Source organism: Haloarchaeobius marinus, assembly GCF_051207415.1.
GTDB lineage: Archaea > Halobacteriota > Halobacteria > Halobacteriales > Natrialbaceae > Haloarchaeobius.
On sequence record NZ_JBPKGD010000008.1, the window covers coordinates 1 to 21337 of the forward strand.

Here is a 21337-nt window from a genome sequence, read left to right on the forward strand (position 1 = left end):
ACCCGTTCGGTCAGGCTGTTGCAGTCGAGGTTGCAGTCGTCCTGGTCGACGAGATGTCACCGTGCCAGTGATGCAATCGGTGGGTGTAGTGGTTCGACGCACCGCCACCTCGGACACGGGTTGCGTCGGTCGGTCACCGCGGGCCCTCGAGCCTTCCACCAGAGGTGGTCCGGACGGCTGTCATCGGGATGCAACTACGGTTTGCTGGCTCTGCTGAAATCCCCAATCGAGGATAGATTGCTGAGGGTGTGCTGAATAGAGCGCGCGTATCTCTCACTAGTTCATCTCTGTATGTCGAGAAACGAGATGAGATAGAGTTCGCCTATATGGAACCGGTGAAAACAGTTAATGTGAGTGTCCAAGCACCTTCTGTATGGTTTCGTGGCTAGGACTCATGCTACTCGCGATGGGGGTGTCGTTCGTTGTTATGGCGGAGCCAATCGGTCGTACTCGGGCACAATCATTTGTGACCTCTCAGAACCTTCCAGAGGGTGTTGAACCAACGGACGTGAAGCCATCGGACACTGACATACTTATGACTCGAATCGTTGGTGGAACCACAGCAATCATCGGGATCGGGCTGCTGCTCGCATCGTAGGCGCATGATGGGATTGCGTGCTGAACTCACCCTCTGGGCGTTGTTTAGACGCCTGAATTCAGCGGGTTGACCCCTCTAACGCGCGTTCGATGTTTCGGACCGCCGATTTCATGACAAGTTCACGGAACTGACCGAACCACGTTCTCGCCCACAGCGTCTCACCGTATCGCTGGCGCAAGCCGAAAAACACCGATTCAGCGTTCGAGCGCTGATTGTAGCCCCGATCGTGAATGAGTAGATTCCTCGCCCACCCTCGGAATCCTGGGTCACGCTTCGGAATCAGCGGTGTGACATTTTCAGAACGTAACTTCGTGCGGAGCTGCTCCCAGTCGTAGCCTTTATCCGCCGCCACAGCCGTCAACGCGTCAAGATTCCGTACCAGCACCTGCCAGCCGACCTGTGTATCGTGCGGTTGTTTCATCGAACAGTGTATATCTAGGATCACACTCGTTTCACAATCGATGAGAAGCGTGGTCTTCACCGCCTCGAACGTGTAATCCGTCCGTTTCGCGTAGTGCTGACTCGCCTGGACACGATCCACACCGGTTGCGTCGATTGCCTGAACATCGCCGAGTTCGTACAGTTCGACCGATGCGTCGAGGATCGCTCGCCACCGCGTCATCGGAATCGCTTGCTTCCGCGCACACACGGTCGAGAAGTGCGGCAGCGTCTCCACCGTCAAATCAAGTGAGTTCGCGACCCGCGGCATCTCTCGCAGCACGTCCATCAGCTTCCGGTAATCGTGGCCGAGATACTCTTTGAACCCCTGAATCGCCAGAATCACCCAATCGGCATACCCCTCTTGACCGGGGCGGTATGCCGGAGCGGGCTCGCCAGCGACGGCTTTTTGGGCGAACGTTACGACTGTCTTCGCGAAGCGGGCGGTCTTGGTTTGCACACCGAACCCGTCCCGCTTCACTTCATAGTAGATTCGACAAGTAGCGAGTATTGCTAGGACACTAGAAGTTACTAGTGACGATCGCTCCCGGTTGGTCAGGAGCGTCTAAACAGGGCCGATCCTCTGTATGCAGCACGCCGCTTCTGACAGCACCTGAGTAGGTTTCTGTGGCCGTGCTGAATACAGGGCGCGTATTCCTCACTGACCAACCCGTAGCACGCTTCGTTCCTGTTTACTCCATGAACAGATGTCACCGAGTAATGTTATGCCCCTGGGCCACAGATATCAACGTTGCCCCCAGCGAGGTCACGATATGGCGGAGAGGGATAAGTAGTGGGGTGGAGGTAACAAACAAACCATGACCGATACCGACGCCGTGCTTGACCATCACTTGGACGCGTTCGCCAATCAGGACTTAGAGGAGATCATGGTCGACTACGTCGAGGATTCAGTCGTCGTCACGAACCTTGGCGTCTACCGTGGCCTTGACGAGATCAAGGAACTGTTCGCGGAACTGCTCGACGAATTTTCCCAGGAAGGGACGACCATTGAAGTGGATGACACCATCTTCGAAGGGGATTTCGCCTACCTCCTGTGGCACGCCGAAACGCCGGACAACGTCTACGAGTTCTGTACCGATACGTTCTACATCCCCGAGGAGACGATTGATTTCCAGACCTTCGCCGGCAAAACCGAACCTAAGGACTGATAAAAAGTAGCAGAATACGGTTCTATCCAATATCTTCGTTGATGTATGTAGTGATGCATACACCCTCTATATTCAGCACACCGCTTCTGACAGGTTCTGAGGGTTTCAACAGGGTCAGTCGTCCGTCTTGGACGGTGTTGTGGGGTTAGCAGACGGTGAGTCGGTCGATTGGGGTGAAGGCGCTGGCGTAGAGGTCGAGGATGCGGCCGGCGATCTCGGGGGAGCGCTCCGAGCTTGAGTCGGCGCCGCATCGGCTCGCACATCGGATGTACTCGTAGCCAGCGAGCGAGGGTTCGATTTGGACGCGGCTGCCGCAGCGGGGGCACTGGAGGTCGACGAACGATAGCAGCCACGTACTCCAGTAGCCTGTTCGGGCGAGGCGTTCGGCGAGCGCGTACCACGCCCAGACGTCCAGTGGGTCCTCGCGTTTCAGTTGGTAGAGCGCGGTCCCAGCCGCGCGGACGATGTCGTCCGGGGGGTCGCGGCCGTTGTGGGCGCGTCGGTAGCAGCGTTCGAAGTACTGCTGGAGCGCTACCCGCGAGCTCTTTCGTTCGCCGTTGGTGAGCTCGCCAGTGCCGTCGATGGACGCGCGCGTCGGCGCGTTCAGCGGGGCCGGGTAGTGCTGGTCGTCCGAGAGCGGTGCGCCGGTCGACGGACTGAACGCGTGCGGGGCTTTCATCGTGATGGGGGAGAAGAGACGGCTGGCTGTGCGGTCCCCGTCATCCCCACGGGTCAGGCGACCGAGTGCAAGCTTGTCGTCGAATCGTTCCAGGTCGCTCAGGACAAAAGGCCTGTTCGTAGCCACCAGAGTCACCCCCGGGTTTCACCCACGATTCTGGAGGGTAGTTGCGAGATCGTACCTCGACTTGCGTCCGTCCCGGGGGTGCGGCCGCGTCTCGACGGCGCCGATGTCCCGGAGCTCCTCGAGTGCGCGCCGCAGCGACTGGTCCGAACAGCCTGCAGTCTGCTGGCGGAGATCCGACATCGAACACGGACCCGTTTCCTCGAGTACCACGTAGAGGAGCTTCGCCGTCGACGATACGTCAGCCAGGAGAGGCGGGATGAGTTCGGTCATGATGTCATGGAGTCGTCGTGGATTTCAGGGTTGTCGTGGGGTCGTCCGTACCGGTGGCTATTCGACCGGCTCGCGACCGGGGCGAGCAGCGGCCGCTCAGGGGGGTCCGCCACCTGGATCACCGGCGCGTTGCCAGTTCCACGTCGTGGTCGAGGTGGTGTCACCCCCGTTTGTGGGTGCCGAAGCAGGTGTGTCCTCGACCGTGGGGGTCGAAATCGCCAACGCCCACGTATAGGAGTCCAATACGTGGTCGTTGGTGGTCGGCTGGATGTCGACGAGGCCCTGCTGTGGGACGTCGTTGTCCGAGTACAGGGTTGCTCCGTGGGGTCCAGCCTGGTCGAACGCACTGACGGTGCCCTCGTCGGCGAGCCGTCGAAGCGTCTTGCGGACGTGTTCTTTTGAGCACTCGACTTCGTCGGCGAGTTCGCGAGCGGTGGCGGTGCCAAGCTGGTCGCGGAGCGCCTGGACGATGTCGCGCTGGAGGTCGCTGAACACCCACTGGATGCCAGGGACGTGGATGTCGGCGAACCCTGGGGGCATGGCGTCCGTTCTAACGAACACGGTGGCCGTCGACGAGGGGTCGTCGGGGTTGCGGGCGTAGCGGCCGGCGGCCTGGGCGGTGTGGTTCTCGCGAACGCTGGCGAGGATCTCCGTGGCGGTGTCGGCGTCGTCGCCGACGAACCCGCGGCCGTGGACGCGCTCGAGAGTGCCGTCGACTTCTCGGGTTTTGGGTTCGGCGTCGAGGTCGAGTTCGGCGAGCAGGTCGAGGACGTAGTCGTCGCCGGGGTCGATGCAGCCCTCGACGAGCCCGACGTCTTCGTGGGCGAAGTCGTTCCGGCTTTTCTCTTCGCCGTAGTGCATGAGTTTGGGTTGGTGGCAGCCGGCATCGGTCATGATCTGGCCGAGTTGGGGTTCGACAGCGCTGGTGGTGATGGCGGTGCGGAATCCGGTGGGGCCGTATTCGTCGACGAGGTGTTCGGTGAGGGTGCGGGCCTGGGTTTCATTGAAGTATTCGCCGCTGGCGAGTGGGCGGGTTGCGTCGCCGACCTGAACGACGCGAAGCCCGCGTTCGTACCGCCGCCAGAGCTGGCGCTGCTCGGGGTCGAGCACCGGCCGGGTCTGCATGTGCGGGACGGTATTCACAGCCCAGACGGGCTGGCTGGGGTGAGCATCCAGCCCAACCAGACTTCTCGCTTGACTGAAGTCGGGGCTGGTGCGGACGGTGACGGGTGTGTTGGTGTCGTCGAGGACGACGGTGACCCATTCGCGGTTCCAGCCGTCGTCGTCGCGAACGCCGGCGTCGAGCCGCGGGGGCTCGTGTGGCGTCTTCCCGACCCGACGACCGTTGCCGCGGTCTTCGGCGTGGAAGATCGCCCGTGCGAGCGCGGGGGCGAGCGTGTGGGCGTGGGGGTTGTTGAAGTACCAGTCGCGGTCGGGCTCGTGGTCGAGACTGTTCTGGAGGGCGTCGGCCTCGAGGGCGGCGTCGGTCCCCCAGTCGCCGTTCCGGGAGAGACTGATGAAGGCTTCCCAGGTCGAGACGGGTGCGTTGGCGTCCTGGAGGTAGGCGGCGACGGCGCGCTCGATGCGCTCTTTCGAGAGGTCGGCGGTGAAGCTGGGTTCTTCGTCGATGATGACGTTCGAGCGCATGCGGAGCCCGGGGACGTGTGCGAAGTTGTGCGTCGCGATGACCGTGCCGAGACGACTGCTGGTCTCGGAGTCGCGCAGCGTCCGGAAGGTATCCCACTGCTCGATGGCCGGACAGACCGGGCTCTCACCTTCGACGAAGTCACCTTCGTCTTCGTCGTACGTGGTCAACGAGCCCTGACAGCAGGGCAGCGTGGTGTCCTGGTCGTTGTGGTCTTCGAGGTGGCGATGCACCGCGCTGAACGCGAGGCCTTTGCCCTCGCACATCTCGCTGATCCACTCGGACGCCGGCGTGCCGTTGATGGTGACGGGCTTGCGGTCGCTTTCCCGGCACTCACTGGGGTCGTGGTCACCGGCGGCGACCGGGCAGGCTTCGTCACGCGAGCGCAGCACGAACGGGTCGAGGCCAGCGTTGTGGGCGGCCTCGATAGCTTCGTCGCGGGCGTCCCGGGTTTTCGAGAGGTGGACGACGGGCTGGCCGCCGGTGACGGCGTCGTACTGGGGGTCGTCCCAGGCCGTCGTCGCGATGGTGTAGCTCTTGCCCAGGCTCGTTGGTGCGTCGACGACGCGGTCGTCGCCTTCGGCCATCACCTGGGTGATCGTCTCGAAGAGCTGGTCACGAGCCTCCCGCGTGGTCGGCCACTCCAGCCCACGCTTCTTCGCGAACCGTCGACGTTCGCTGGGAGCGAGAGCGTCGAGCTGGGCGAGCGGGAGTGCACTGACCGGGCTGGCGTCGACGTCCTGGTTGGACTCGATGGCGGCCTCGAGGAGGCCGGGACCATCGTTGTCCGCGTCGTGGTTCTCGTCGCTGCTCGACCCGTTGTCTTCGAGTTCGGGGATGGGGAATCCGAGGTCGCGGAGGTGGTCGACGCCGCGCCACCACGTGTGGCCGGTGACGCCGCCGGCGGCCTGGTCGGGGCGGATGTCGCCGCGGTCGATGGCGGCCATGACGACGGGGCCGCCGTAGCCGCCGTGGTCGCCGGTGTCGAGCCAGCGGTCCCGGTTGACGATGTTCGCCGTGCCATTCGAGCCGGGCCCCCAGGTGGGGGCGAACGCGCGTTCGCCGTCGCTCGTCGACGCACTGTCGTTCCAGCGGTGGACGATGGTGCGGTCGGCGACGTGACGGGCGTCGATGCGGTCGAGCGCCGCGAAGATATCCCGGATGTCCGTGGTGGTCTCACCGGCCTCGGTCGCCTGGGGTTCGTACTCGTCGAGATTGTAGTCGTCGCGAGCCGTCGGGATGTCCTCGCGTGCGCGATTACGATTTCTAATGGCGACTTCGTCGTTGGCCTCCAGGAGGGGTTCGATGACGTCGTCGTTCCACTCGTGGACGTCCTCGGGTGTTCCGGGGACGTGGTCGCCGGTCATGACGCAGACGCGCTTGCCAGGGTAGATCTCGATACTGGGCAGGTCGTCGTTCCCGCCCCACGGGTCCTCGTCGAGCTGCCAGCTGGCCTGCTTCACGCCGTCGGGGAGGTCGCCCTTGTAGATGGCGTGAACGCCGGTACCGGACTGAGAGATGTCGACGTACGTCGAGCCGAGATGTTCGAGGATGGCGATGAACGCAGGGTGGACCTCGCCGGTGCCGGGGCAGCGGACGTCGTCGCCGTCGCCGTACGCGTACGGGTCGTCGTCGCGTTGGATGAACGCACGGCCGTCGAGGCGGTGGTCGTCTTCGGCGATCGCGATGGTGTCGCCGTCGACGTAGTTGTCGGTGATACTTCATTTCCAGCGGGCGTCTTCGTCTCCACTGGCGTCCGGGTGGTCGCGGTCGCTCCAGGGCGCGAACGGTTTCTTGTCGACGTGGCCCATCCACTGTCGGCGCTCGAGAAGTTCAGAGGGCCACAGACTTTGGGGGGATGAGAACCTTGCGTCGGCCAGACCATGCCACGGGTCCCGTATGGGTCTCGGTTTCTGTGGCCCGGAACCGCAGTGGCAATTTCTGACACCTTTATTTATATTTTTAGATTCTGTATCGTCCCGTGTACAAATTTCTGTGATGGCGGCTGGATTTGCATCGAGTGCGCCAGCAATCTGGGCAACGGTGGCGTCGGGGTGGTCCTCGAGGTAGCGCGCGACCTGCTCGGCGAGCGGGAGCTCGCCACTCACACCGACCACCCCCAGTCCGCGAACGTCGTCTGGCCGTCCGCATCCGAGTCGAGATCGGGAACGGGAACGTTCTCGGTGGTTTCGGTGCCGTCGGGTTCCGCGGGCGTGCAGTAGACGGTCTCACCGTCGTCCCCGTCGTCGTCGAGTTCGGGGCGCTCGGTGATGTACTGGTACGTGCCATCCAGCGCTGGCCCGTCGTACGAGCGCTGGGTCGCGCCGGGGCACCTCCGTTCGAGGGGGCGGCGTGAGGACTCGCTATCGCGAGATGTGGTGCATGAGAACCGGGGCGCTGAGGTTTAAGCCCCCTGGATGTGCAAGGTTTTAGCCGAAGCCAGGGGTGGGATTCGAACCCACGAAGTCTCGATTACAAGTCGAGTGCATGAACCGCCCATGCTCCCCTGGCGCGGTTCGTAGTTCAGTCGTGGTCGTTGCCCTTAGTATCACTTTCGACTCCGACCCGTTTCTCGAGGACGAGTCGGTGGTCCTCGTAGCCGTGGTCGGCGTAGAAGGACCGGGCGCGACGGTTGTCGGCCATGACCTCTAGCTGGACGACGTCGACGCCCTGCTCTCGGAGTTCGACCTCCGCGGCGGAGAGCAGAGCGGCGCCCCGGCCCGTGCCGCGGTACTCGGGCAGGACGTAGATGTTCTCGACGAGGCCGCGGTCGGCGTCGACGTCCAGGTCGCTTCGCTGGGGCTGGAACGAGACGAACCCGACGACCTCGTCGTCGTCAGTCCGGTCGAGGAGGAGCGTTCCGGTGACGGCGTGGCGGGCGAGTTGCTCGCGGATAGCGGTGCGGTTCGATTCGGGGACGAAGTGACTCCCGTAGGGTCGCTGTTCGGTCGCGAGGTCGACCCAGAGGTCGACGACGGTGTCGACGTCGTCGAGGGTGGCGGGTTCAATCGGCATCGCCGTCGAGCGCTTCGACGGCGGGGAGGGGCCGGCCGGTGAGAAGCCTGAGGCACGCGCCGCCGCCGGTCGAGATGTGGCTGAACCCGTCGATGCCGAGTCTGCGTATCGCGGCGGCGGTGTCGCCGCCACCGACGATGCTACGGTCGACCGCCGCTGCCGCGGCGTAGAGTTCCCGGGTCCCGGTGTCGAACAGGGGGTCCTCGAAGACCCCGGCCGGACCGTTGAGTATCACCGTGTGTGCGCCCTCGAGGACGGACTTGTACATCCGCAGGGTCTCGGAGCCGACGTCCATCGCGGCCTCGCCCTCCCGTCCGGGGAGCGCGTTCAGACCGATCTCTCGCCGCTCGCCGTCTCGCTCGACGGCGACGTCCTGCGGGAAGCGGATGCGGTCGCCGTAGGCGTCCAGCAGGTCGGCGGCGCGGTCGATCTCGTCCCAGTAGCCCCTGTCGTAGATGAAGTCGGCGCTGGCGTCGCCGATGTCGACGCCGTCGGCGAGCAGGAAGACGTTCCCGACGACGCCAGCGGTGAGCACCTGGTCGGCCAGTCCGGATTCGAGGACGTTCCAGGCGACGTCGATGGAATCGGCGACCTTCGCACCCCCGAGGACGTACACGCGGGGGCGCTCGGTCGACTCGACGTCGCCCAGCACGTCGAGTTCGAGCTCCATGACCCGCCCGGCGTAACTCGGAAGGTACTGGGGGAAACCGACGAGCGAGGGCTGGGAGCGGTGGGCAGCGGCGAAGGCGTCGTTGACGTAGGCGTCGAGGACGGGAACGAGGCTCCTGACGAGGTGGGTCTCGCCGGCCTCGACGGGGTCGAACTCCATGTACTCCTCGGCGTAGAAGCGGGTGTTCTCGAGGACGACGGCCGACCCCGGTTCGAGGGATTCGACCGCCTCGCGGGCCGCCGTCCCGTAGTTCGCGTCGACGTAGCCGACCGGCCAGTCGAGCAACTCGTCGAGGCGGTCCGCGTGTGCAGCGAGCGTAGAGAAGTCGTCGCCACCGGGTCGACCCTGGTGGGCGAGTATCGCGACGCGCCCGTCCCGGTCGAGCAGTTCCGAGAGCGTCTCCCGGTGCGCTCGCAGCCGGGCGTCGTCGGCCAGGCCGCCGTCGTCGTCGAGGGGGCTGTTGATGTCGACGCGCACCCCGACTCGGCGTCCAGCGACGGTGAGGTCGTCGAGGGTCCCTACCGGCATGTATTCGAATGCGTCGGGCCCGGTGAAAGGCCTTTCTTTGTCCAGCAGGCCGCCCTGTATGAAGTATGTTATCGTCGGGCATTCGACGGGGGCTATCGCCGCGCCGTCACCCGACGAGTGTCAGCTCTCCTGACCGTGTAATCGGGAGACGGCGGGAGGAAAGTTTAATAGTGCGTGGGGGTGCTTTCCTAGCACGTTGAGGGGTATCAATGACCCAATCTGAATCACAGGTGCAACGCGGGTGGCAGTTCGTTACCAATCACGTCGCGGCACTGTTGGCACTCGCCGTGTTGCTCTGGTTGTCGTACGACCTCGTAGTAAAGCTTCTATCACCGACCTCCGGTGTGAGCGCCGGACTGGTCCTGACCTTCGTCTGGCAGGGACTGGTCATCGGACTCGTCTACGGGCTCGCCGGAATAGGCCTGTCGATGACGTACAGCATCCTGAACTTCGCGAACTTCGCTCACGGTGACTACATCACGACCGGTGCCTTCGGTGGGTGGGCAGCGACGTTCGTGGTGGCAGGGTTCGGTTCGTACGAACTCGGGAACCTGATACTGGTGGGTGCAGGGCGCGTGTTCGGGAGTGCGAGTCCGGGTAACCTCGCGATAACCATCACGAGTGCGCCCTTCTCCATCTTCGTCGGTCTGGTCGTCTCGGCGCTCGTGACGGTGGTCCTGGCGCTCGTTCTCGACCGCATCGTCTACAAGCCGATGCGGAACCAGGACGGTATCGCACTGCTCATCGCGAGCGTCGGTGTCGCCTTCGCGCTCCGGAACCTGCTCCAGTTCGTCTTCGGCGAGTCCGTGCTCACCGTCGCCGCCCAGCCCGGGAAGCTCCAGATTCCCATCGGGGCAGAAGTGGTCAACGTCAGCTATCACCAGGCCGTGCTGGTCGTCTCGGCCATCGTCCTGATGCTTGCCGTGCACTTCGTGCTCCAGTACACGCGCCTCGGCAAGGCGATGCGGGCGATGGCGGACAACAAGGACCTCGCCCGCGTGACCGGCATCCCGACCGAACGGGTCGTCCTGTTCACGTGGATCATCGGCGCGGCCCTGGCCGGGATGGCGGGCTTCCTGCTCACGCTGGAGTCCGGGAACCTCATCTACACCCGGGGCTGGCGGCTCCTCCTGTTCATCTTCGCAGCCGTCATCCTCGGCGGTATCGGCTCCATCTACGGGGCCATCGCCGGCGGGGTCATCATCGGTCTGACCGAGAAACTGTCGCTCATCTGGCTGGGTGGTGACCTGAGCGACCTCGCGACGGCCGTCGCGTTCGGTCTGATGGTGCTCATACTGCTCTATCGTCCGGAGGGTCTGTTCTCCGGGAGGACCACTGCATGAGTGGGGAAGACGTCACCGCGAACCGCTCCGGTTCGTTCGTCGACGACGTCCGTGACTGGTACTTCGAGAGCGACGTCCGGATGGTCCTCGTCACCCTGCTCGTCATGTACGTGGGTTTCTTCGTCATCGGGGCACTGCTCGGCACGCCGTTCAGCGGGCAGATTGCCGCACTCCAGCAACTGACGCTGTTGATGGCCGTGTACGCGATGCTGTCGCTCGCCCTGAACATCCACTGGGGGTACACCGGCCTGTTCAACATCGGCATCACCGGGTTCATGGCGGTCGGCGCGTACACCTTCGCCATCGCGACTGCCTCACCGGACCCCACGTCGGCCGCCGGGACTCCCGGTCTCGGACTTCCGTTCGTCGTCGGCCTCCTGCTGGCACTGCTCGCCTCCGGGTTCGTCGGCTTCCTCGCGGCGCTGCCGACGCTCCGACTCAGGGCCGACTACCTCGCCATCGTCACCATCGCGCTCTCCGAGATCATCCGGTTCGCGTTCAAGTCCCGGAGCCTGCAGCGGTTCACCGTCGGTCCGTACGAACTCTTCGGCGTGCAGTTGATGGGCCCCGTCGAGATGGGGACCGGTGGCGCCAGCGGTATCACGGTCGACAAACCGCCGCAGGACCTCCTGCTGACGTTCCTCTCGGAGACGCCCGGGTTCAGCATCGGCTACGACCTGTTCGTCGGGTTCGGCGAGGCCATCGGCGTCGCCACCCCCGCGATGCGCTCGTGGATATACACCATCTTCCTCATCTTCCTGACCCTCGCGTTCTACGTGCTCGTCTGGCGCATCGGGTTCTCCCCGTTCGGACGGGTGCTGAAGGCCATCCGCGAGGACGAGGACGTGGCCAACGCGCTCGGCAAGAACACGCGTAGCTTCAAGATGCAATCGTTCGTCGTCGGGTGCATGCTCATGGGCCTGGTCGGCGTCTTCTGGTGGGCGAGCGCCGGGTTCATCAACACGCAACCGTTCAAACCCCAGACGACGTTCTTCGTCTGGATCGCGCTCATCATCGGCGGTGCCGGGTCGACCACCGGGAGCCTCATGGGCGGCATCCTGTTCATCGGACTGCTCTTCCAGGGCCCCATCCGCATCGTCGGGCTGGTCCGCCAGACGCTCGACATCGGGAGTGGTGCTGCGCCGGCGACCATCGTCGACGGGGCCGCGGCGTTGCTCTCGCTCGACCCGATGCCGCTGTTCGCGTACTTCCTGGCCAACATCCAGTCGCTCAGGCTCGTCCTGATGGGTGCGGTGCTCGTCTGGCTGATGCAGAATCGACCCGAGGGGCTGCTCGGTCACCGGAAGGAACTCGCGACGTCACTCGACCGTGACCGCGTGGACCGCCAGACCAGTGCCGCGGCGGCGACCGACGGAGGTGAGGACGGATGAGCGGCGCACAGGAGGTGACCGCCGAGGGGACGCCCGAGTCGAAGTACGGTGATTACCCGCTCCGCGTGGAGGGTCTCCGGAAGTCCTTCGGCGGCATCAACGCCGTCAACGGGCTCGACCTCGACGTCGAACGGGGGACGCTCACCGGTCTCATCGGCCCGAACGGGGCCGGCAAGTCCACGACGTTCAACCTCATCACCGGCTTCATCCAGCCCGACGCCGGGTCGGTCTACTTCAACGGCGAAGACGTGACCGGGATGCAGCCACACAGGCTCGCCGACCGCGGGCTCGTCCGCACGTTCCAGATTGCCCGCGAACTCTCGGAGATGACCGTCCTCGAGAACATGATGCTGGGTCCGCAAGACCAGTACGGGGAGTCCATCTGGCGCTCCATCCTTACGCGTGGAAACGTCAAGGAGGACGAGTCAGAGGTCCTCGACCGCGCGTGGGAGATGCTCGAGTTCTTCGAGATCGACCACCTGTCGGACGAGTACGCCGGCAACCTCTCCGGCGGCCAGCGGAAACTGCTGGAGATGGCACGGGCGCTGATGACGGACCCCGACATGCTCCTGCTGGACGAACCGTTCGCTGGTGTCAACCCCTCGCTCGAGAACCGACTGCTCACCCACATCCACGAACTCCGCGAGCAGGGCTACACGTTCCTGCTCGTCGAACACGACATCGACCTCATCATGGAGAACTGTGAACGCGTCATCGTGATGCACCAGGGCAAGGTGCTGGCCGACGACGACCCCGAGGCGATACGGCAGAACGAGAAGGTCATCGACGCCTACCTCGGAGGTGAACTGTAGTGTCGCTGCTCGACGTCGCGAACCTCGACGCGGGCTACGGAGACCTCCAGATTCTGACCGACGTGGACCTGAACGTCCACGACGGCGAGTACGTGACCATCGTCGGCCCGAACGGGGCCGGCAAGTCGACCGTGATGAAGTCGGTCTTCGGCCTGACGACGTACATGGGCGGCTCCATCGTCTTCAACGGGGACGACATCGCCGGCAAGAAGCCCGAGGATATCATCCACCACGGCCTCGGCTACGTCCCCCAGAACGACAACGTGTTCGCGAACCTCACGGTCCAGGAGAACCTGGAGATGGGTGCGTACATCCTCGACGAGGTGCCGGATTCGGCGCTCGAGGCGGTGTTCGACCGGTTCCCCATCCTGGAGGAGCGCAGGAAGCAGAAGGCAGGGACGATGTCGGGCGGCCAGCAGCAGATGCTGGCGATGGGTCGTGCGCTGATGCTCGACCCCGACCTGCTGTTGCTCGACGAACCGTCGGCCGGCCTCGCGCCCGACCTCGTCGACGAGATGTTCGACCGCATCGACGCGATCAACGACGCCGGCACGTCCATCCTGATGGTCGAGCAGAACGCCAAGGAGGCGCTCCGGCGCTGCGACCGGGGGTACGTCCTCGTCCACGGACAGAACCGCTACATGGACCAGGGTGACGTGCTGTTGAACGACGAGGAAGTGCGACAGCAGTTCCTGGGCGGATAGCGCGCGCCGAAAAAATTTTTTCGAGGTTCTACGCTTCGAAGTTGACGGTGTCGGTGACTTCGACGCCCGACTCGGTGCCGGGTGCGAACTCCCAGACGTCGTAGGCGACGGCACCCATGTCACCGTTGTCGTCGAAGTTGACCGAACTGGAGGCGCCGAGGTACTGGACCTCCTCGCCGTCCATCGCGGCCTGGACGCCCTCCGCGAGGTTGTTCGGCGTCACTTCCATGCCGCCGGGGTTGGCGACGTTGCGCATCTCTGCCTTGACGGCCGCGCCGGAGTTCTCGCCCGCCGCGGCGTTCGCGAGGATGAGTACCGCACCCGAGTCGTACGACTGGGCGGTGAAGATGCCCGGGGATTCCCCGTACTCGTCCTGGTAGAGGCTGTTGAACTCGTCGCGGGCCGGACCGGCGGCGCTGGGAGCGGTCCCGGTGACGTTCTCCATCGGGTTGCCGACCTGCTCCTGCATGTCGGGGTCCTTCAGTCCGTCCGTGACGAGGACCTGCTCCGAGTTGCCGTCGTTGTAGAAGTCCGCGTAGTAGTCGGTGAACAGCTGGATGCCGGACGCCGGGTAGCCGATGACGACGAGGACGTCCGGGTTGTCCGACAGCGCTTGCCGGAGCGGCGACGTGTACGAGGACTGCTCGCTCTCCATGGACACCTGCGTCTGGACGGTTCCGCCGTTGTTCTCGAACGAACTGGCGAACGACTGCGAGAGCAACTGCCCGTAGTCGTTGTTGATGTACAGCGTCGCGGCGGTGCTCCCGCCGAGGTCCTCGGCACCCACCTGCGCGAGCACCTGGCCCTGCAGCGCGTCACTCGGACACGTCCGGTAGATGAAGTCGTCGTCCTCGAGGTCCGTCAGGGTCGGCGTCGTGCTCGACGGCGAGCACCCCACGACCTCGTTCGGAACAAGCACCTGGTTGCAGACCGGGACGTTCACACCCGAGGACAGCGGACCGGAGATGGCGGGATAGCCCGCGTTTGCGAGCGTGTTCGCCGCGTTGATACCGGTCTGGGGGGTGGTCGCGGTGTCCTCGACCTGGAAGTCGATCTCGGTACCGAAGTCCGAGTTGTTGTTCAGTTGCTTCCCCGGGAGCGTCGCCGCGTCGCGGATCGGGATGCCCACGGAGGAGAGGTCGCCCGTTTCGGCTGCCAGTACACCGTACTGGATGGAGCGGGAGCCACCGCCCCCGCCACCACCGAGGCTGTCGAGACAGCCCGAGAGACCGACGATACCTGCCGCACCTGCACCCTTTAGCACATCGCGCCGCTGAATTTCACGTGCCATGATAGCGTCGTACTGGCCCCTCAGTTATAAATTTGCCTCCGTTCGTGCGCACGTGTCGGCAGGAAGGCTCCGGGCCGTCGGCGAATTTTGCGGTGACGGGAGAACACCCAGACGCGGGTGACGTGGCCGTCAGACCTGCCGGCAGTTAGAACAGACGAGTTGACCGTTCGCGTCGTACAGGGACTCCGAGAGCGCGCCACACAGTTCGCAGACGCCCTGGGTCCCGTAACCGTCGGTGCTCGCGGTCGCCTCGGAGTCGACGGACGAGGACGTGGACGCGACCCCTGCAGGGTTCGCGTCGTCAGGGAGCGAGCGTGACGCCTGCAGGGTGCCGGCGGCGTCGATGACGTCTCGCTCGGTGAGGACGCCGACGATGGTGCCGTCGGCGTCCTCGGTGACCAGGAGGTTCCGTATCTCCTCCCGGGACATCACGTCGGCCGCGTCGGCGAGCGACCGGTCGGCGTCGACTGAGACCACCGGGTTCGACATCACCTCGTCGACCGTCGTCGATTCGGGGTCCCGGTCCGTCGCGACCATCTCGAGTACGTCCCGTTCGGTCATGATACCGACCGGGGAACTCCCTCGCATGACGAGGACGCTGCCTACGTCCTCCTCGTGCATGAGTTCGACCGTGCTACGGACGGAGTCTGCCTCGCTGACGCCCACGAACTCCCGTGGAGTCACGTCACGAATCGATACGTCGCGTTCCATGTGGGAAGATTTGGCATGGCCGGATTAAAAGCTACCTGCACTACCTTTATGCGTTCGTCGTGCGAACAATCCAAGTTACGGAAACCTGCCGTCTTCAGTCGAATTCGACGAGCGTGCCGTCCGCCCGGCACACCTCCAGGGCGTGCTTCGCGGCGATGCCGGCCCGGTGGGCGTTGCGCCCCTCGCCGACGCCCACCTTCAGGGGGATGCCCGTCTCCTCGCGGACGTACTCGATGGCGTCGGCGTAGTCGCGCTCGTCGAGGTCCGGGCAGACGGCGATGACGTTGTCGCCGCCGACGAAGAACGAGAGCGCGTCGTTCGCCTCGTACATGTACCGCATCAGCGACGCGTACGCCTGCTCGATGTGGATGAACGCACCGAAGGCGTCGAGTTCGTCGGTGTACTTGCCGGTGGCGTCGTTGACGTCGAAGTGGGCGACGTGGACGTCGTCGTCCGTCCGGAACTCCTCCTCGACGACCCGGCCGTCGAGTATCTCTCGGCGGGACTTGTCCTGGGCGCTCCCGGCCTCCTGCAGGAGGTCGGTCGCGTCGGAGAGGGCCTGCACGGGCGTCGTCCCGGTGGCGATGCCGAAGCTGACGGTCACGGGGTACCGGTTCCGGACCGACTCCTGGATGAGCCGGTGGTCGTCGACGTCGAGTCCGTTAGTCACGGCGACCATGTTGTCGAACCGGGTGAAGAAAACGTAGCCGTCACGGTTGCCGACGAGTTGCGAGAGGTCGGCGTACAGACGGGACTGGAGCGTCTGGAGGTCGACCTCGCGTCGAGGCTCGGGTGTGACGGTCCACGGCCCGTAGTTGTCGATCTGGATGAGGGTGACCTGCGTGTTCGTCACTGGTAGGCGAGGGTTACGGGTCCAGCGATATAAGTCGAACTAACCCGGATGCCGGGAAACGACGGGTGAGAAACGCTGTCGTGGCCGCATCTCACGTTCCGGTCGCGTCGCCGGACGACCGTCCGGGCGGGCGGGCGCTCGTCTCAGGCGTGCTTGACGTTGGACTCGCCTGCCCTCGGGTGGAACTCCCAGAACCCGCCGGACCGCATGGCCTTGCCGACCGCCTTGTGGAACGAGACCATGTCCTCGAACTCGTCCTCGGCGACGTGTTCGAAGATGTCGGCCACGCTGACGACGCGCTTCGAGTTGAGGCGGACGGGTTCGTCGCCGTGTTCCTCGACGAAGTCGGCCGCCTGCAGCGGGAAGTCCTCGTCCTCGTCGAGTTTCTTCGCCAGGATGGCCATGCCGTACTTGCGCATGCCCTCGCTCCCCTCCTCGCCGTCGGGGTCGTGGGGCCACTCGTTGCTCATACCTGCCCGTGTGGACGGTACCCGCAAAAGGGTTTCCGAAACGGCCGGTCGTGCCGTCAGTCGTCGCCGGTGGCCCGACCGCGTTCGTCGTCGTCCGCCGCCGACCCGAGCAGTTCGTCGCGGTGCTCGTCGAGTAGCGGGGCCCGCCCCTGCGGACCGGTCGGCGTCTCGGAAAGCTTGATTGGACACCCCGCGACGGTCACGTCCCGGCCGGCCCCGGGTTGTTCGACGTCGGCGAGCATCTCTCGCGCGTGGACGTGCGGGTCGTCGAATATGTCGGCGGTGTCCTGGACGGGCGCGACGGGAACGTCGCCTTCCAGGGCGTCGACGACCTCCGCCTCGGTGTACTCCCGGGTCCAGGTCGCTATCTCCTCCCGAAGGTGGTCGCGGTCGCGCAAGCGCGACGCCGCGTCGGGGTAGTCCGCCACGAGGTCCGGGCGGTCCATCGTCTCGCAGAGGACGCGCCAGTGGCCGTCGGAGAAGGCGGCGACGACGACGTGCCCGTCCGCCGTCTCGAACGAGTTGTACGGGAACAGGGTCGGGTGCGAGTTGCCCTGCCTGGTCAGCACCTCGTCCGTGTAGGAGTAGTAGTAGACGGTCCGTTCGCACATCGAGACCATCGCGTCGTACATCGCGGTATCGACGTACTGCCCCTCGCCCGTCCGTTCGCGGTGGTGGAGTGCCCCGAGGATGCCGACGGCGTTGAGCACGGCGGTGAACAGGTCGCCGATGCCCGGACCGACCTTGGTCGGCGGGCCGTCTTCCTGGCCGGTGATCTCCATCACGCCGCCCAGCGCCTGTGCGATGAGGTCGAAACTCGGCTGGCCCTGCCGGTCGGTCGCACCGGTCCGCGGGTCGCCGAAGCCACGGATGGAGGAGTAGACCAGTTCCGGATTCCGCTCCTTCAGCGTCTCGTACCCGAGGTCGAACTTCTCCATCGTCCCGGCGCGGTAGTTCTCGACGAGCACGTCGGCGGTCTCGACCAGTGTGAGGAGGTCTTCGCGGTCGCGTTTGTCCCCGAGGTCGAGTTCGACGGACCGCTTGCCACGGTTCACCGACTGGAAGTAGCCCCCGTACGGTTCCTCGTCCGCGTCCTCGGCGAACGGTGGGTTCGGTCGGATGAGGTCGCCGCCAGGTCGCTCGACCTTCACGACGTCCGCACCCATGTCCGCGAGCAGCATCGTACAGTACGGACCGGCGAGGACCTGTGTGAGGTCGACGACCGTGACGTCTTCGAGCGCACCCATTATAGTCAGAACGACCCCGTCGCGGCGCTAAAACCTTCCGGATAAATCATGATAGTGTGGTTCCTTCTCACTGGGGGTGCCTAAGGTGTATAAGGAGTATTATCATGAAAAACCATTATCTTTAAGGATTGTTCATGCAACTTGTTGAACACTGCATGCCCACGACAGTCATCCTCGGTGTCATCGGCTCCGACGCACACGTCGTCGGAATCACCATCCTCGACCAGGCGCTCTCCGCCGCCGGGTTCGAGGTCGAGAACCTCGGCGTCCAGACCTCTCAGGAAGAGTTCGCGGCGGCAGCGAAGGAGAAAGACGCAGAGGCTGTACTCGTTTCGTCGCTGTACGGGCACGCCGAGCAGGACTGTCAGGGCTTCTCCGAGCTTCTGGCACGGGAAGACGTCGACGCGACCACCTACATCGGTGGTAACCTCGCCGTCGGGCAGGACGACTTCGAGCGGACCCGCGAGACGTTCCGGGCGCTCGGATTCGACCGCGTCTTCGACTCGGAGACGACACCGGAGGAGGTCATCAGGTCGCTCGAACGCGACCTGGGTATCTCCACTCGCGAAGCCGAGTACGACCGAGTCCAGGCCTGATGACACGCGACGAACGCCTCACGGCCGACGAGTTGCAACGCATCGACGACCGGATCCGTGACGACTGGCCGACCGGTGCGGCTGTCGACTTCGAGGAGGCCATCGCCTACCACGAGTCACTGCCGGCGCACAAGCGCTTCGCCGACGTGCTCGAATCCGCGGACAGGCCGCTGCTACAGCCACGCGCCGGCGTCCCACGGCTCGACGACCAGTCGCGCCTGCTGACCCACCTCCACGAGTCGGGCGGGGCCGACCTCCTCCCGACGACCATCGACTCCTACACGCGCGACAACGAGTACGAGAAGGCGGAGGAGGGTCTGGAGAAGGCCAGAGAGACCGACGAGGACACCCTCAACGGCTTCCCCGCCGTCAACCACGGCGTCGAGGGCTGTCGGACGCTCGTCGAGTCCGTCGACGCACCCATCGAGGTTCGACACGGCACGCCCGACGCGCGCCTGCTCGCGGCCGTCACGTTCGCGGGCGGGTTCCAGAGCTTCGAGGGCGGTCCCATCTCGTACAACATCCCGTACACGAAGGAGCGCGACCTCGCCGAGACCATCGAACACTGGCAGTACGTCGACCGGCTCGCCGGCGCGTACACCGAGCGCGGGGTCACCATCAACCGCGAACCGTTCGGACCGCTGACCGGGACGCTCGTCCCGCCCTCGATCGCCATCGCCATCATGCTGGTCGAGGGCAAACTGGCGGCCACGCAGGGCGTCCGGAGCGTCACCCTCGGCTACGGCCAGGTCGGCAACGTCGTTCAGGACGTGGCCGCGCTCCGGGCGCTCCGGGCGCTCGGCAACGAGTACCTCCCCGACGAGGTGACGGTCACCACCGTCTTCCACGAGTGGATGGGCGGCTTCCCGCCGGACGAGGCTCGCGCCAACGGCGTCATCGGCCTCGGCGGGACGACGGCGGCCATCGCGCGACCCGACAAGGTCATCACCAAGTCGCCACAGGAGTTCCAGGGCGTCCCGACGAAGGAGGCCAACGCGGCCGGCCTGCGGACGACTCGCCAGCTCATCGACATGGTCGTCGAGCAGGACATCTCCCTAGACGGGGTCGACGAGGAACAGGACCTCATCGAGCGCGAGACCCGCTGTCTCATGGAGGCCATCGAGTCCCACGGCGACGGCGACGTCGCCCGGGGGACCATCGAGGCGTTCGCCTCCGGGGCGCTGGACGTGCCGTTCGCGCCGAGCGACGCGGCTCACAGCGCCGTCCTCCCGGCCCGGGACGACGACGGCAGGGTCCGCATCTTCGAGTGGGGCGAACTCGCGATGGACGACGACATCAAGGAGATTCACGCTGCCCGACTGGCCGACCGCGCCGAGACCGAGGGCCGGAGCCAGTCGTTCCGGATGGTCGCCGACGACGTCGACGCCATCAGCGACGGGAAACTCATCGGCCGACCGACAGGCGGCGACGGTGCCGGACGGGAGGGAGGTGAGACGCGTGCAGATTGAACGGGTCCGGGCGATACCGGCCGTCTCCGGGTTCTTCTTCGACGACCAGCGCGCCATCAAGGACGGGGCCGAACACGACGGCTTCGCCTACGACGGGGACCCGACGACCCCCGGATTCGACTCCATCCGAGAGGCCGGCGAGGCCCTCGTGGTCGAACTGGAACTCCAGGACGGGAGCGTCGTCACCGGCGACTGCTGTGCCGTCCAGTACTCCGGTGCCGGCGGGCGCGACCCGCTGTTCCGGGCCGAGACGTATCGGCCGGTCGTCGAGGGGACCGTCGCGAGCGAACTTCGCGGTCGAGACGTCACCGAGTTCGCCGAGAACGCGGCCCTCGTCGAGTCGCTCCCGGCGGAGCGGTCCGGTACCGACGACCCGGACCGGGACGGACAGCTCCACACCGCGGTCAGGTACGGCGTCTCGCAGGCCCTGCTCGCCGCGGCGGCGCGGGCTTCGGGGACGACCATGACCGAGGTGCTCGCGGACGCGATGGGGACGACGCCGGCGACCGACCCGGTTCCCGTCTTCGGCCAGTCCGGCGACGACCGCCGGGTCAACGCCGAGAAGATGATGATCAAGGGCGTCCCCGTCCTCCCACACGGCCTGTTCAACAGCGTCGAGAAGGTCGGTGCAGAAGGCGAGGGGCTCCGGGAGTACGTGGCGTGGCTGGCGACCCGCGCACCCGAACTCGGGCCCGACGGCTACGACCCGACCATCCACGTCGACGTCTACGGCGTTCTCGGCGACGTCTTCGGACCGCCGTACGACCGCGCCGAGGTGACGGACTACTTCTCGACCCTCGAGGCCGCGGCCGGTCCGTTCGACGTGCAGGTCGAGGGCCCGATGGACGCCGGCGGCCGCGAGGAACAGATTCACGCCATGGCCGAACTCCGCGACGGCCTCGCCGACGCCGGCGTCGACGTCGACGTCGTCGCCGACGAGTGGTGCAACACCTTCGAGGACGTTCGCGCCTTCGTCGACGAGGGCGCGGCCGACCTCGTGCAGGTGAAGACGCCCGACCTCGGCGGCGTCCAGCGCTCGGCCGAGGCCGTCCGGTACTGCGAGGGGACGGACACCCGCGCGTACCTCGGGGGCACCTGCAACGAGACGGTCACCTCGGCCCGGGCCTGTGCGCACGTCGCGCTCGCGACGGACGCGGCCCAGACGCTCGCCAAGCCCGGGATGGGCTTCGACGAGGGCTTCATGGTCGTAACCAACGAGATGCGCCGGGCGCTCGCCCGACTCCGGACCACACCGGAGGCAGCGGCCGACGACTAGTCGAGTTCAGGGCAGACGGCGACTTCCGAACACGAT

At 65.3% G+C, this 21337-nt stretch carries 20 protein-coding genes and 1 tRNA gene; 9 read left to right on the top strand and 12 right to left on the bottom strand.

Going from position 1 to position 21337, the window contains the following annotated elements; genetic code table 11:
• Positions 1–656: 656 nt before the first annotated feature.
• Entirely contained in the window at positions 657–1517 is an 861-nt protein-coding gene (locus tag ACSC1W_RS19910) for an IS5 family transposase (protein ID WP_435348564.1), read from the bottom strand.
• A 337-nt stretch (positions 1518–1854) separates the two neighbouring features.
• Here ACSC1W_RS19910 and ACSC1W_RS19915 point away from each other — a divergent pair, with 337 nt between their 5' ends.
• Positions 1855–2205 (top strand): nuclear transport factor 2 family protein, encoded by a 351-nt coding sequence (locus tag ACSC1W_RS19915; RefSeq protein ID WP_435349538.1) that lies wholly within the window; start codon positions 1855–1857, stop codon positions 2203–2205.
• A 145-nt stretch (positions 2206–2350) separates the two neighbouring features.
• On the opposite strand, the gene ACSC1W_RS19920 is transcribed toward ACSC1W_RS19915, so the two are convergent.
• The 3 genes from ACSC1W_RS19920 to ACSC1W_RS19930 all read right to left on the bottom strand — a co-directional run bounded on the left by ACSC1W_RS19920 (position 2351) and on the right by ACSC1W_RS19930 (position 6388).
• Positions 2351–2884, bottom strand: coding sequence for a hypothetical protein (locus ACSC1W_RS19920; protein ID WP_435349540.1), 534 nt, complete (start codon positions 2882–2884; stop codon positions 2351–2353).
• Positions 2885–3028: 144 nt separating this feature from the next.
• Complete coding sequence (locus ACSC1W_RS19925) at positions 3029–3280, bottom strand: hypothetical protein (protein ID WP_435349542.1); 252 nt, start codon at positions 3278–3280, stop codon at positions 3029–3031.
• A 96-nt stretch (positions 3281–3376) separates the two neighbouring features.
• A complete protein-coding gene (locus ACSC1W_RS19930; RefSeq protein ID WP_435349543.1) occupies positions 3377–6388 on the bottom strand; it encodes a hypothetical protein in 3012 nt (1003 codons plus the stop codon).
• A 78-nt stretch (positions 6389–6466) separates the two neighbouring features.
• Here ACSC1W_RS19930 and ACSC1W_RS19935 point away from each other — a divergent pair, with 78 nt between their 5' ends.
• On the top strand, positions 6467–6787 hold the full coding sequence (locus ACSC1W_RS19935; RefSeq protein ID WP_435349545.1) for a hypothetical protein: 321 nt from the start codon (positions 6467–6469) through the stop codon (positions 6785–6787).
• A gap of 575 nt (positions 6788–7362) precedes the next feature.
• Here ACSC1W_RS19935 and ACSC1W_RS19940 read toward each other — a convergent pair.
• The 3 genes from ACSC1W_RS19940 to ACSC1W_RS19950 all read right to left on the bottom strand — a co-directional run bounded on the left by ACSC1W_RS19940 (position 7363) and on the right by ACSC1W_RS19950 (position 9138).
• Positions 7363–7436, bottom strand: a tRNA-Thr gene (locus tag ACSC1W_RS19940).
• A 12-nt stretch (positions 7437–7448) separates the two neighbouring features.
• Positions 7449–7940, bottom strand: coding sequence for a GNAT family N-acetyltransferase (locus tag ACSC1W_RS19945; RefSeq protein ID WP_435349546.1), 492 nt, complete (start codon positions 7938–7940; stop codon positions 7449–7451).
• On the bottom strand, positions 7930–9138 hold the full coding sequence (locus ACSC1W_RS19950) for a phosphoglycerate kinase (RefSeq protein WP_435349548.1): 1209 nt from the start codon (positions 9136–9138) through the stop codon (positions 7930–7932). Before ACSC1W_RS19950 ends, ACSC1W_RS19945 begins: the two co-directional genes overlap by 11 nt.
• Positions 9139–9347: 209 nt before the next feature.
• Between ACSC1W_RS19950 and ACSC1W_RS19955 the strand changes: the two genes are divergently transcribed.
• From ACSC1W_RS19955 to ACSC1W_RS19970, 4 genes are read left to right on the top strand one after another with little or no spacing between them, the layout of a single operon-like run.
• Positions 9348–10481: a branched-chain amino acid ABC transporter permease gene (locus ACSC1W_RS19955; protein ID WP_435349550.1), complete on the top strand. Its 1134-nt coding sequence runs from the start codon at positions 9348–9350 to the stop codon at positions 10479–10481.
• Complete coding sequence (locus tag ACSC1W_RS19960; protein ID WP_435349552.1) at positions 10478–11872, top strand: branched-chain amino acid ABC transporter permease; 1395 nt, start codon at positions 10478–10480, stop codon at positions 11870–11872. The genes ACSC1W_RS19955 and ACSC1W_RS19960 overlap by 4 nt, the downstream gene beginning before the upstream one ends.
• Entirely contained in the window at positions 11869–12684 is an 816-nt protein-coding gene (locus ACSC1W_RS19965; RefSeq protein WP_435349553.1) for an ABC transporter ATP-binding protein, read from the top strand. Before ACSC1W_RS19960 ends, ACSC1W_RS19965 begins: the two co-directional genes overlap by 4 nt.
• Positions 12684–13388 (top strand): ABC transporter ATP-binding protein, encoded by a 705-nt coding sequence (locus ACSC1W_RS19970; protein ID WP_435349555.1) that lies wholly within the window; start codon positions 12684–12686, stop codon positions 13386–13388. The genes ACSC1W_RS19965 and ACSC1W_RS19970 overlap by 1 nt, the downstream gene beginning before the upstream one ends.
• A gap of 28 nt (positions 13389–13416) precedes the next feature.
• On the opposite strand, the gene ACSC1W_RS19975 is transcribed toward ACSC1W_RS19970, so the two are convergent.
• The 5 genes from ACSC1W_RS19975 to mct form a co-directional block, all read right to left on the bottom strand.
• The gene (locus ACSC1W_RS19975; RefSeq protein WP_435349556.1) at positions 13417–14679 is read right to left on the bottom strand and encodes an ABC transporter substrate-binding protein; all 1263 of its coding nucleotides are present in this window, start codon (positions 14677–14679) and stop codon (positions 13417–13419) included.
• A 129-nt stretch (positions 14680–14808) separates the two neighbouring features.
• Entirely contained in the window at positions 14809–15390 is a 582-nt protein-coding gene (locus ACSC1W_RS19980) for a CBS domain-containing protein (protein ID WP_435349558.1), read from the bottom strand.
• Between the two features lie 94 nt (positions 15391–15484).
• Positions 15485–16243 carry a GTP cyclohydrolase III gene (locus tag ACSC1W_RS19985; RefSeq protein ID WP_435349560.1) on the bottom strand — a complete coding sequence of 253 codons (759 nt, stop codon included), beginning with the start codon at positions 16241–16243 and terminating at the stop codon, positions 15485–15487.
• 143 nt (positions 16244–16386) lie between these two features.
• Positions 16387–16713 carry a DUF5785 family protein gene (locus tag ACSC1W_RS19990; RefSeq protein ID WP_435349561.1) on the bottom strand — a complete coding sequence of 109 codons (327 nt, stop codon included), beginning with the start codon at positions 16711–16713 and terminating at the stop codon, positions 16387–16389.
• 56 nt (positions 16714–16769) lie between these two features.
• Entirely contained in the window at positions 16770–17960 is a 1191-nt protein-coding gene (gene mct, locus ACSC1W_RS19995) for a succinyl-CoA:mesaconate CoA-transferase (protein WP_435349562.1), read from the bottom strand.
• A gap of 155 nt (positions 17961–18115) precedes the next feature.
• Here mct and glmS point away from each other — a divergent pair, with 155 nt between their 5' ends.
• The 3 genes from glmS to ACSC1W_RS20010 are packed head-to-tail and all read left to right on the top strand — an operon-like array spanning position 18116 to position 21301.
• A complete protein-coding gene (gene glmS / locus ACSC1W_RS20000; RefSeq protein ID WP_435349688.1) occupies positions 18116–18556 on the top strand; it encodes a methylaspartate mutase subunit S in 441 nt (146 codons plus the stop codon).
• Positions 18556–20025, top strand: a complete 1470-nt coding sequence (locus ACSC1W_RS20005) for a methylaspartate mutase subunit E (RefSeq protein ID WP_435349563.1) — start codon at positions 18556–18558, stop codon at positions 20023–20025. The genes glmS and ACSC1W_RS20005 overlap by 1 nt, the downstream gene beginning before the upstream one ends.
• Positions 20015–21301, top strand: coding sequence for a methylaspartate ammonia-lyase (locus ACSC1W_RS20010; RefSeq protein WP_435349564.1), 1287 nt, complete (start codon positions 20015–20017; stop codon positions 21299–21301). The genes ACSC1W_RS20005 and ACSC1W_RS20010 overlap by 11 nt, the downstream gene beginning before the upstream one ends.
• Positions 21302–21337: the final 36 nt, after the last annotated feature.

Bases quoted from the DNA above. Each gene is read 5' to 3' on its own strand.
- ACSC1W_RS19980 (WP_435349558.1), bottom strand. From the start codon at position 15,390: ATGGAACGCGACGTATCGATTCGTGACGTGACTCCACGGGAGTTCGTG.
- ACSC1W_RS19955 (WP_435349550.1), top strand. From the start codon at position 9,348: ATGACCCAATCTGAATCACAGGTGCAACGCGGGTGGCAGTTCGTTACC.
- ACSC1W_RS19960 (WP_435349552.1), top strand. From the start codon at position 10,478: ATGAGTGGGGAAGACGTCACCGCGAACCGCTCCGGTTCGTTCGTCGAC.
- ACSC1W_RS19950 (WP_435349548.1), bottom strand. From the start codon at position 9,138: ATGCCGGTAGGGACCCTCGACGACCTCACCGTCGCTGGACGCCGAGTC.
- ACSC1W_RS20005 (WP_435349563.1), top strand. From the start codon at position 18,556: ATGACACGCGACGAACGCCTCACGGCCGACGAGTTGCAACGCATCGAC.
- ACSC1W_RS19975 (WP_435349556.1), bottom strand. From the start codon at position 14,679: ATGGCACGTGAAATTCAGCGGCGCGATGTGCTAAAGGGTGCAGGTGCG.
- glmS (WP_435349688.1), top strand. From the start codon at position 18,116: ATGCCCACGACAGTCATCCTCGGTGTCATCGGCTCCGACGCACACGTC.
- ACSC1W_RS19990 (WP_435349561.1), bottom strand. From the start codon at position 16,713: ATGAGCAACGAGTGGCCCCACGACCCCGACGGCGAGGAGGGGAGCGAG.
- mct (WP_435349562.1), bottom strand. From the start codon at position 17,960: ATGGGTGCGCTCGAAGACGTCACGGTCGTCGACCTCACACAGGTCCTC.
- ACSC1W_RS19925 (WP_435349542.1), bottom strand. From the start codon at position 3,280: ATGACCGAACTCATCCCGCCTCTCCTGGCTGACGTATCGTCGACGGCG.
- ACSC1W_RS19915 (WP_435349538.1), top strand. From the start codon at position 1,855: ATGACCGATACCGACGCCGTGCTTGACCATCACTTGGACGCGTTCGCC.
- ACSC1W_RS19920 (WP_435349540.1), bottom strand. From the start codon at position 2,884: ATGAAAGCCCCGCACGCGTTCAGTCCGTCGACCGGCGCACCGCTCTCG.
- ACSC1W_RS19935 (WP_435349545.1), top strand. From the start codon at position 6,467: ATGTTCGAGGATGGCGATGAACGCAGGGTGGACCTCGCCGGTGCCGGG.
- ACSC1W_RS19945 (WP_435349546.1), bottom strand. From the start codon at position 7,940: ATGCCGATTGAACCCGCCACCCTCGACGACGTCGACACCGTCGTCGAC.
- ACSC1W_RS19965 (WP_435349553.1), top strand. From the start codon at position 11,869: ATGAGCGGCGCACAGGAGGTGACCGCCGAGGGGACGCCCGAGTCGAAG.